The organism is Streptomyces mangrovisoli, assembly GCF_000974985.2.
GTDB lineage: Bacteria > Actinomycetota > Actinomycetes > Streptomycetales > Streptomycetaceae > Streptomyces > Streptomyces mangrovisoli.
Map to the genome: position 1 here is coordinate 1 of NZ_LAVA02000153.1, position 10,152 is coordinate 10,152.

General features: G+C 70.9%; 6 protein-coding genes and 1 pseudogene. 4 read left to right on the plus strand and 3 right to left on the minus strand.

Annotation, left to right across the window (positions count from 1 at the left end; translation table 11 throughout):
• Window positions 1-55 precede the first annotated feature (55 nt).
• Window positions 56-820 carry an IclR family transcriptional regulator gene (locus tag WN71_RS38480; RefSeq protein WP_046592989.1) on the minus strand — a complete coding sequence of 255 codons (765 nt, stop codon included), beginning with the start codon at window positions 818-820 and terminating at the stop codon, window positions 56-58.
• A gap of 339 nt (window positions 821-1,159) precedes the next feature.
• On the opposite strand from WN71_RS38480, the gene metH reads away from it, so the two are divergent.
• From metH to WN71_RS38495, 3 genes are all read left to right on the plus strand, one after another.
• Complete coding sequence (gene metH / locus WN71_RS38485; protein ID WP_046592988.1) at window positions 1,160-4,675, plus strand: methionine synthase; 3,516 nt, start codon at window positions 1,160-1,162, stop codon at window positions 4,673-4,675.
• 141 nt (window positions 4,676-4,816) lie between these two features.
• The gene (locus WN71_RS38490) at window positions 4,817-5,518 is read left to right on the plus strand and encodes an HAD family hydrolase (RefSeq protein WP_046592987.1); all 702 of its coding nucleotides are present in this window, start codon (window positions 4,817-4,819) and stop codon (window positions 5,516-5,518) included.
• A 447-nt stretch (window positions 5,519-5,965) separates the two neighbouring features.
• Window positions 5,966-7,567 (plus strand): ABC transporter substrate-binding protein, encoded by a 1,602-nt coding sequence (locus WN71_RS38495; RefSeq protein ID WP_046592986.1) that lies wholly within the window; start codon window positions 5,966-5,968, stop codon window positions 7,565-7,567.
• 236 nt (window positions 7,568-7,803) lie between these two features.
• Here the strand turns inward: WN71_RS38495 and WN71_RS38500 are convergent, their stop codons facing one another.
• Window positions 7,804-8,475, minus strand: coding sequence for a response regulator (locus WN71_RS38500; RefSeq protein ID WP_046592985.1), 672 nt, complete (start codon window positions 8,473-8,475; stop codon window positions 7,804-7,806).
• 14 nt (window positions 8,476-8,489) lie between these two features.
• Window positions 8,490-9,500, minus strand: a complete 1,011-nt coding sequence (locus WN71_RS38505) for a RecB family exonuclease (RefSeq protein ID WP_071369947.1) — start codon at window positions 9,498-9,500, stop codon at window positions 8,490-8,492.
• Window positions 9,501-9,839: 339 nt separating this feature from the next.
• On the opposite strand from WN71_RS38505, the pseudogene WN71_RS38510 reads away from it, so the two are divergent.
• Window positions 9,840-10,152: pseudogene (locus WN71_RS38510) on the plus strand (hypothetical protein); the annotation flags it as partial.

The window sequence follows — 10,152 nt, forward strand, 5'->3', positions numbered from 1 at the left end:
GGTCTTCGGGTCGGCCCGGGGCGGGGCCGGCCCGGGCCGGACGGGCCCGGGGCCCTCAGAAGCGGCCCGCGCCCAGGTCCCGGGAGACCGCGCGGGCGCAGTCCCGCACCGCGGCGATCAGCTCCGGGCGCAGCTCGCCGTCCCGGCGCAGCCGCTCCACCGCCCCGGTGATCCCGACCGCGCCCACCGGCATCCGCCGGCGGTCGTGGATCGGCGCGGCGAGCGACGCCACGCCCTCCCAGGTCTCCTCCACGTCGGCCGCGTAGCCGCGGGCCCGCGTGAGGTCGAGGATCTGCTCGAAAGAGTCCAGGTCACAGACGGTCCGCTCGGTGAAGGACTTGCGGTCCGCCTCCAGCGCTTCGCTGTGCGCCACCGGGTCGTACGCCGACAGCACCTTGCCCAGGGCGGTGGAGTGCAGCGGCTGCATCGCGCCGATCTCCAGCACCTGCCGGCTGTCGTCGGGCCGGAAGACGTGGTGCACGATCAGCACCCCGTGCTGGTGCAGCACTCCCAGGTAGACGCTCTCCCCGCTGGACCTGGCCAGGTCGTCCGTCCACACCAGCGCCCGCGCCCGCAGCTCGTGCACGTCGAGATAGGTGGTGCCCAGGCGCAGCAACTCCGCGCCCAGCTGGTAGCGGCCGGAGGCGTCGTCCTGCTCGACGAACCCCTCGTGCTGGAGCGTGCGCAGGATGCCGTGCGCCGTGCCCTTCGCGAGACCCAGAGAGGAGGCGATGTCGGACAGGCCGAGCCGCCGCTCGCCGCCCGCCAGCAACCGCAGCATCGCGGCCGCCCGCTCGAGCGACTGGATGTTCCGAGCCATCGCCGTACTGCCTCCGTCCCTTCGACCGACGGACCCCGGGTCCGCCGTCATCCGCCGTCAGTGTTCGGCAATGCCGAACACTACCGGTCAACGCCGACCTGCCGCCAACAGCAGGTCGCCGCGTGTCGTCACCTGGTCGGCCCCCCGCCACGAAGTCTTCACGAAGCCGTGCCGACGAGCTGACCTGGAGACCATCCTCGTCCGCCCCGTGGACGCTCCGACCATCAGGTCCCGGTCCCGGCTACCCTGGCGGCGTGCGCCGTGCACGGGAAGTCCTCGATGGACACATTCCGGCTACGACGCAAAGCCGACAGCCGTCGCATTCGAGGGAGCCCTTCCATGGCCTCAGTGCCGCCGTCCCCTTCCGCCGACAGCCGGACCCGTGTGTCCGCGCTCCGTGAGGCCCTCGCCACCCGCGTGGTGGTGGCCGACGGGGCCATGGGCACCATGCTCCAGGCGCAGGACCCGAGCCTCGAGGACTTCGAGCACCTCGAGGGCTGCAACGAGATCCTGAACCTGACCCGGCCGGACATCGTCCGCTCGGTCCACGACGCCTACTTCGCGGTCGGCGTCGACTGCGTCGAGACCAACACCTTCGGCGCCAACCACGCGGCCCTCGGCGAGTACGACATCGCACACCGCGTCCACGAACTGTCCGAGGCCGGCGCCCGCGTCGCCCGCGAGGTCGCCGACGAGCACACCGCCCGCGACGGCCGGCAGCGCTGGGTCCTCGGCTCCATCGGCCCCGGCACCAAGCTGCCCACCCTCGGCCACGCCCCCTACACCGTGCTGCGCGACGCCTACCAGCGCAACGCCGAGGGACTGGTCGCCGGCGGCGCCGACGCGCTGATCGTCGAGACCACCCAGGACCTGCTCCAGACCAAGGCCTCCGTCCTCGGCGCCCGCCGCGCCCTCGACGCGCTCGGCCTGGACGTGCCGGTGATCGTCTCGGTCACCGTGGAGACCACCGGCACCATGCTGCTGGGCTCCGAGATCGGCGCCGCGCTCACCGCGCTGGAGCCGCTCGGCATCGACATGATCGGCCTGAACTGCGCCACCGGCCCCGCCGAGATGAGCGAGCACCTGCGCTACCTCGCCCGCCACTCCCGCATCCCGCTGTCGTGCATGCCGAACGCGGGCCTGCCGGTGCTCGGCAAGGACGGCGCCCACTACCCGCTCACCGCCCCCGAGCTCGCCGACGCCCAGGAGACGTTCGTCCACGAGTACGGCCTCTCGCTGGTCGGCGGCTGCTGCGGCACCACCCCCGAGCACCTGCGCCAGGTCGTCGAGCGGGTCCGCGGCCTCACCCCCGCCACCCGCGACCCCCGCCCCGAGCCCGGCGCCGCCTCCCTCTACCAGACCGTCCCGTTCCGCCAGGACATCTCGTACATGGCGATCGGCGAGCGCACCAACGCCAACGGGTCGAAGAAGTTCCGCGAGGCCATGCTGGAGGCCCGCTGGGACGACTGCGTGGAGATGGCCCGCGACCAGATCCGCGAGGGCGCGCACATGCTCGACCTGTGCGTGGACTACGTCGGCCGCGACGGCGTCGCCGACATGGAGGAGCTCGCCGGCCGCTTCGCCACCGCCTCCACCCTGCCCATCGTCCTCGACTCCACCGAGGTCGAGGTCATCCGGGCCGGTCTGGAGAAGCTCGGCGGCCGCGCGGTCATCAACTCCGTCAACTACGAGGACGGCGACGGCCCCGACTCCCGCTTCGCCAAGGTCACCGCGCTCGCCCGCGAGCACGGCGCCGCGCTGATCGCGCTGACCATCGACGAGGAGGGCCAGGCCCGCACCCCCGAGAAGAAGGTCGAGATCGCCGAACGGCTGATCACCGACCTCACCGGGAACTGGGGCATCCACGAGTCCGACATCCTCATCGACACGCTGACCTTCACGATCTGTACCGGCCAGGAGGAGTCCCGCGGCGACGGCGTCGCCACCATCGAGGCGATCCGCGAACTCAAGCGGCGCCACCCGGACGTGCAGACCACCCTCGGCCTGTCGAACATCTCCTTCGGCCTCAACCCGGCCGCCCGCATCCTGCTGAACTCCGTCTTCCTCGACGAGTGCGTCAAGGCCGGACTCGACTCGGCGATCGTGCACGCCTCGAAGATCCTGCCGATCGCCCGCTTCAGCGAGGAGGAGGTCACCACCGCGCTCGACCTCATCCACGACCGCCGCCGCGAGGGCTACGACCCCCTGCAGAAGCTGATGCAGCTCTTCGAGGGCGCCACCGCCAAGTCCCTCAAGGCCGGCAAGGCCGAGGAACTCGCCGCCCTCCCGCTGGAGGAGCGCCTCAAGCGGCGCATCATCGACGGCGAGCGCAACGGCCTGGAGGCCGACCTCGACCAGGCGCTGGAAACCCGCCCCGCCCTGGACATCGTCAACGAGACCCTCCTCGACGGCATGAAGACCGTCGGCGAGCTCTTCGGCTCCGGTCAGATGCAGCTGCCGTTCGTCCTCCAGTCCGCCGAGGTCATGAAGGCCGCCGTCGCCCACCTCGAACCCCACATGGAGAAGTCGGACGCCGAGGGCAAGGGCACCATCGTGCTCGCCACCGTCCGCGGCGACGTCCACGACATCGGCAAGAACCTCGTCGACATCATCCTGTCCAACAACGGCTACAACGTCGTCAACCTCGGCATCAAGCAGCCCGTCTCCGCGATCCTGGAAGCCGCCGCCGAACACCGCGCCGACGTCATCGGCATGTCCGGCCTGCTGGTCAAGTCCACGGTGATCATGAAGGAGAACCTGGAGGAGCTGAACCAGCGCGGCCTCGCCACCGACTACCCGGTCATCCTCGGCGGCGCCGCCCTCACCCGCGCCTACGTCGAACAGGACCTCCACGAGCTGTACGAGGGCGAGGTCCGCTACGCCCGCGACGCCTTCGAGGGCCTGCGCCTGATGGACGCCCTCATCGGCGTCAAGCGCGGCGTGCCCGGCGCGACCCTGCCCGAGCTCAAGCAGCGCCGGGTGCGGCAGACCGCCACCGCCGAGGTCGAGGAGCGCCCCGAGGAGGGCCACGTCCGCTCCGACGTCGCCGTCGACAACCCCGTGCCCACCCCGCCCTTCTGGGAGACCCGCGTCATCAAGGGCATCCAGCTCAAGGAGTACGCGAGCTGGCTCGACGAGGGCGCCCTGTTCAAGGGCCAGTGGGGCCTCAAGCAGGCCCGCACCGGTGAGGGCCCGACGTACGAGGAGCTCGTCGAGACCGAGGGCCGCCCCCGGCTGCGCGGACTGCTCGACCGGCTCCAGAGGGACAACCTGCTGGAGGCGGCCGTGGTCCACGGCTACTTCCCGTGCGTGTCCAAGGACGACGACCTGATCATCCTGGACGAGCAGGGCAACGAGCGGACCCGGTTCACCTTCCCCCGCCAGCGCCGCGGCCGCCGCCTCTGCCTCGCCGACTTCTTCCGCCCGGAGGAGTCCGGCGAGACGGACGTCGTCGGCTTCCAGGTCGTCACCGTCGGCTCCCGCATCGGCGAGGAGACCGCGAAGCTGTTCGCGTCCGACTCCTACCGCGACTACCTCGAACTGCACGGCCTGTCCGTCCAGCTCGCCGAGGCGCTCGCCGAGTACTGGCACGCCCGGGTCCGCGCCGAACTCGGCTTCGCGGGCGAGGACCCCGCCGCCGTCGAGGACATGTTCGCCCTCAAGTACCGCGGCGCCCGCTTCTCCCTCGGCTACGGCGCCTGCCCGGACCTGGAGGATCGCGCCAAGATCGCCGACCTGCTCCGGCCGGAACGCATCGGCGTCCACCTCTCCGAGGAGTTCCAGCTCCACCCCGAGCAGTCCACCGACGCGATCGTCATCCACCACCCCGAGGCGAAGTACTTCAACGCCCGCTGAGGCGGCCCGAGGCCCCGGGCCCACCCCGCCCCACCGGCACACCAGGCGTTCGGTCCGGCCGAGTCGTACACTGGTCGGTCCACAGCAGGCCGGTTCCCCGCAGCGGGAACCGGCCTGCGCGTCCCTCAAGGAGGTGCGCCTATGACCAGCACGGTCCCCGCGCCCGTCATCCGTACGGCGGAAGGCTCAGCCCTTCAGGCCGTACTCCTCGACATGGACGGAACCCTCGTCGACACCGAGGGCTTCTGGTGGGACGTCGAGGTCGAGGTGTTCGCCGCCCTCGGCCACGCCCTCGACGACTCATGGCGCCATGTCGTCGTCGGCGGTCCCATGACCCGCAGCGCGGGGTTCCTGATCGAGGCGACCGGCGCGGACATCACGCTGCCCGAACTCACGGTGCTGCTCAACGACGGCTTCGAGGACCGCATCGGCCGCACCCTGCCGCTGATGCCCGGCGCCGCCCGCCTGCTCGCCGAACTGACCGCGCACGAGATCCCCACCGCCCTGGTCTCCGCCTCGCACCGGCGCATCATCGACCGCGTCCTGACCACCCTGGGCCACCGGCACTTCGCCCTCACCGTCGCCGGCGACGAGGTGGCCCGCACCAAGCCGCACCCCGAGCCCTATCTCGCCGCGGCCGCCGGGCTCGGCGTCGACCCCGCCCGCTGCGCCGTCGTCGAGGACACCGCGACCGGCGTGGCCGCCGCGGAGGCGGCCGGCTGCCATGTCGTGGCGGTCCCCTCCGTCGCGCCCATCGCCCCCGCCCTGCGACGCACCGTCGTGACCTCGCTCGAAGAGGTCGACCTGGCATTTCTTCGCGGCCTCATCACGGGAATGCCCTAGCTGTACAGACACCGCGGAACACGGAATGATCGCGTTTCGAACACGGGCCGATCAAGGAATTCCCGACGCGGCAGTCATGGCATTTCCGGCCGATGCCGAATGGCCGAATTGACGCACTGCACCGGGTCTCCAGGCATGTGATGTTCACCACGTGACAGGGGGTCGACAGAGGGGCCACGGTGTGCTGTCGCCAGGTTTTCAGGACGCGCGGACGTGCCCTTGTGTCCCGATTGGTGGAAGCCTGCACGAATCCTTCCGCTGTCGGGTTTTCGGTGCGTCCACACCCGGTTTCGCTGCGTGATGAGCCTTGCTCTCCACTACCCGTGAACTCCGGCCGCTACGCGGACTAATGTCAGCGCGGAAACACCACCGTTACCCCCGTGATCGGCCGCGACACCCTTTGCATGCCAGGTACACGGACTCGTACAGCTCTGGAGAAACTCGAGCATGAACCGCAAGACTTTGGTGCTGCCGGCCGTCGTCGGCCTGCTCGCGCCGGTTCTGGCCGCCTGTGGGGGTTCCGACAGTGGGAGTGGCAGCGGCGATCCGATCCGCGTCGGCACCACGGACACGTTCACCGCGACCAAGGACGCCCCGGCCCCGGTAGACCCGGCCTACGCCTACGACGTCGGCACCTGGAACATCCTCCGCCAGACCGTGCAGACCCTGATGGTCCAGCCCAAGGGTGAGGGCGACCCGGTCCCCGAGGCGGCCCAGAGCTGCGGCTTCACCGACAGCGGCAACGAGCGCTACGCGTGCAAGCTCCGCTCCGGCCTGAAGTTCAGCAACGGCGACTCGATCACCGCCGAGGACGTCAAGTACTCCATCGAGCGCGCCCTGCGCATCAAGGCCGACTCCGGCGTCTTCGCCCTGCTGTCGACCATCGACACGGTCGAGGCCAAGGGCGACGACGAGGTGATCTTCCACCTCAAGACCGCCGACGCCACCTTCCCGTACAAGCTGTCGACGCCCGTCGCGGGCATCGTCAACCCCAAGGACTACGAGAAGGACAAGCTGCGCGACGGCTTCGACGTCGACGGCTCCGGCCCGTACACGTTCCAGGCGGACGTCGACGGCGACCACATCGTGAGCGCCACCTTCACCAAGAACCCGAACTACAAGGGTGCGCTGAAGGTGAACAACGACAAGGTCGTCATGAAGAGCTTCGCCAGCGCCGACGCGATGGGCGATGCCATCGACAAGGGTGACATCGACGTCATGACCCGCGCGATGACCCCCTCCCAGATCAACAAGCTCGACGCCGGCAAGGACAAGGCCGTCGACCTGGTCGAGATGCCGGGTCTGGAAATCCGCTACCTGGCCTTCAACACCAACGCCAACAGCGTCAAGACCAAGGCCGTGCGCCAGGCGATGGCCCAGATCATCGACCGCAGCGAGCTCGTCTCCAAGGTCTACGGCACCCAGGCCGAGCCGCTGTACTCGCTGGTCCCGGCCACCATCACGGGCCACTCCAACTCGTTCTTCAACAAGTACGGCGACCCCAGCGTCTCCAAGGCGAAGACGATGCTGGAGCGGGCGGGCATCACCACCCCGGTCCGGATCACCCTGCACTACACGACGGACCACTACGGCGCCGCCTCCAAGCAGGAGTTCGAGATCCTGGAGAAGCAGCTCAACAAGAGCGGCCTCTTCGACGTCGACATCAAGGGCTCGCCCTGGACGACGTTCCGCCCGGCCGAGCAGAAGGGCCAGTACGACGTCTACGGCATGGGTTGGTTCCCCGACTTCGCCGACGCCGACAACTACCTGGCGCCGTTCCTCGACAAGGACAACTTCCTCGGTTCGCCCTACGCGAACTCCGACATCCGCAACACGCTGATCCCGGAGTCCCGCCGCGAGGCCGACCGCCAGGCCGCCTCCAAGAGCCTCACCGAGATCCAGGACATCGTCGCCGAGGACGTCCCGGTCATCCCGCTGTGGCAGGGCAAGCAGTACGTCGCCGCCCGCGACGACATCACGGGCACCGCGTACGCGCTCAACTCCTCCTCCACGCTCCAGCTGTGGGAGCTCGGCCGCGGCGTGAGCTGACCCTCACCCCCTCCGGCACACCCGACGGCCGGCCCCGCCACCACGGCGGGGCCGGCCGTCGGCGTATCCGGCCCCCGATCCACCCGGACCCCGGACCCCCGCCCACGGCCGCGGCGGGCCGCGCCGACCCGCATCCGGGACGCACGAAGGGCGCCCTCCCGGAGGAGGACGCCCATCGACGTCGGATCAGCAGTCAGCAGTCAGCAGTCAGCAGTCAGCAGTCAGCCGGCCACGTCTCACTGCGCGCCCGGACGTACCAGACCGCTCTCGTAGGCGTACACCGCCGCCTGCACCCGGTCCCGCAGACCCAGCTTCGTCAGCACATGACCCACATGCGTCTTCACCGTCGTCTCGCTGACGAACAGATCCGCCGCGATCTCCGCGTTCGACAGCCCCCGCGCCACCAGCTTCAACACCTCGACCTCACGGTCGGTCAGCGTGTGCAGCGTGTCCGGCACCGGCTCGTCCCCCGACGGCAGATGCGTCGCGTACTTGTCCAGCAGCCGCCGCGTGATGCTCGGCGCCAGCATCGCCTCGCCGTCCGCCACCACCCGGATCGCCTGCACCAGCTCATGCGCCGGGGCGTCCTTCAGCAGAAAGCCGCTCGCCCCCGCCCGCAACGCCTCCACCACGTACTCGTCGAGGTCGAACGTGGTCAGCACCAGCACCTTCGCCGGGCCGTTGCGCTCCGGGCCGGTGATCTGCCGCGTCGCCTCGACCCCGTCCATCCGCGGCATACGGATGTCCATCAGCACCACATCGGGCTGCAACGCCCGCACCTGATCGAGCGCCTGCACACCGTCTCCGGCCTCACCGACGACCGCGATGTCCTGCTCGGCCTCCAGGATCATCCGGAACCCGGTACGCAGCAGCGGCTGGTCGTCGACCAGTAGGACGCGGATGGCCACGTGAGTCTCCTTCGCTAGTCCGCGCCCATTCTGCCCTGCGCGCCGCCGCCCGAAGCGGCCGCCCTCACCGGCAGCGGATACGGCGGGGGAGTACCGCCGAACTCCGGACAGTGCGCCTGGTGGTCGCACCAGCCGCACAGCTTCGTGGGCCGCGGCCGCCAGTCGCCCGTCTCCGTCGCCTCCCGGATCGCCTCCCACAGCGCGAGCAGCTTGCGCTCCACCCGCTCCAGATCCGCGAGCACCGGGTCGTACGTCACCACGTCACCGCTGCCGAGATACACCAGCTGCAACCGGCGCGGCACGATCCGCTTCAGCCGCCACACCACGAGGGCGTAGAACTTCATCTGGAACAGCGCCCCCTCCGCGTACTCCGGGCGGGGCGCCTTGCCCGTCTTGTAGTCGACGATCCGCACCTCGCCCGACGGCGCCACATCGACCCGGTCGATGATCCCGCGCAGCCGCAGCCCCGACTCCAGCTCCGCCTCCACGAACAGCTCCCGCTCGGCCGGCTCCAGCCGCGACGGGTCCTCCAGCGAGAACCACCGCTCCACCAGCCGCTCCGCCTCCGCGAGCCAGCCCGTCAGCCGCTCACCGGCCGGATCGTCCGCGAACAGCTCCACCAGCTCCGGACGCGATTCCCGCAGCCGGTCCCACTGCCCCGGGATCAGCGACTTCGCCCGCGGCGCCGTCCGCTCCGCCGCCGGCGCGTCGAAAAGACGCTCCAGCACCGCGTGGACCAGCGTGCCCCGCGTCGCCGCCTCGCTCGGCTTCTCCGGCAGCCGGTCGATCACCCGGAACCGGTACAACAACGGGCACTGCATGAAGTCACCGGCACGCGAAGGGGACAACGACGCCGGCGCCGCGGGCGCCCGCACGGGCACCGCGGCCGGCTCCGCGACCCCGGCGTCGGCCACACCAGGCACGGCCGACGGAGCCGCCCCCACCGCCGCACCCGCCCCGGCCCGCGGCTCACCGGGCGCGGCAGCGCCGCACGCCTCTTCCACGCCCTCGCTGCTGCTCTCCATGTCCACAGACCTTACGGCCCAGCACTGACATCGATGCTGATACTCAGGTTCAGTCACCTGGCCACGCCACCGCCCACCCGGCGACCGCCCGGAAAACACAGGGGGTGCCGGGGCGGAACGCGTCCCGACGGACGCATACCATCGACCCCACGACCTTCCGGGCCGGCCGGTGCGGAAAACTTCGAACGAGGGGACACCGTGGACGTGAGCGGCGGGATCGGACAGTCGCGGTCCGGCGACGACGAGCCGACCCAGCACCCCGCACCCCCTTCGGCCCCGCCCCCCGCGTCCGGGCCGCAGCCCCCCGGCGCGCCACACGGCCCCGAGGACCCGCCGACCGTGCCGCCACCCGCCGACCCCGGCCCCGTTCCCGGCCCCGAGGACACCGCACCCGCCGACGGCGCGCCCACCGGACACCCGGACACCGCCGAGCCCGGCCGGACACCCGCCCACGGCCCCGACGCCGTACCGCCGCCCGACGACCCCACGCACACGGCGGGAGACACCACGGCCACGGGTGGGCACACCCCGGACCCCGCGGCAGACACCACGGCCACCGCGGGGCACACCCCGGACCCGGCGGGGGACACCACGGCCGACGACCGCGCACCCCACGAACGCGCCCACGCACACACCCCGCACACCCCCACAC

What these genes read in the sequence shown, in the direction of transcription:
- WN71_RS38480 (WP_046592989.1), bottom strand. Translation starts at nt 820, where the DNA reads ATGGCTCGGAACATCCAGTCGCTCGAGCGGGCGGCCGCGATGCTGCGG.
- metH (WP_046592988.1), top strand. Translation starts at nt 1,160, where the DNA reads ATGGCCTCAGTGCCGCCGTCCCCTTCCGCCGACAGCCGGACCCGTGTG.
- WN71_RS38490 (WP_046592987.1), top strand. Translation starts at nt 4,817, where the DNA reads ATGACCAGCACGGTCCCCGCGCCCGTCATCCGTACGGCGGAAGGCTCA.
- WN71_RS38495 (WP_046592986.1), top strand. Translation starts at nt 5,966, where the DNA reads ATGAACCGCAAGACTTTGGTGCTGCCGGCCGTCGTCGGCCTGCTCGCG.
- WN71_RS38505 (WP_071369947.1), bottom strand. Translation starts at nt 9,500, where the DNA reads ATGGAGAGCAGCAGCGAGGGCGTGGAAGAGGCGTGCGGCGCTGCCGCG.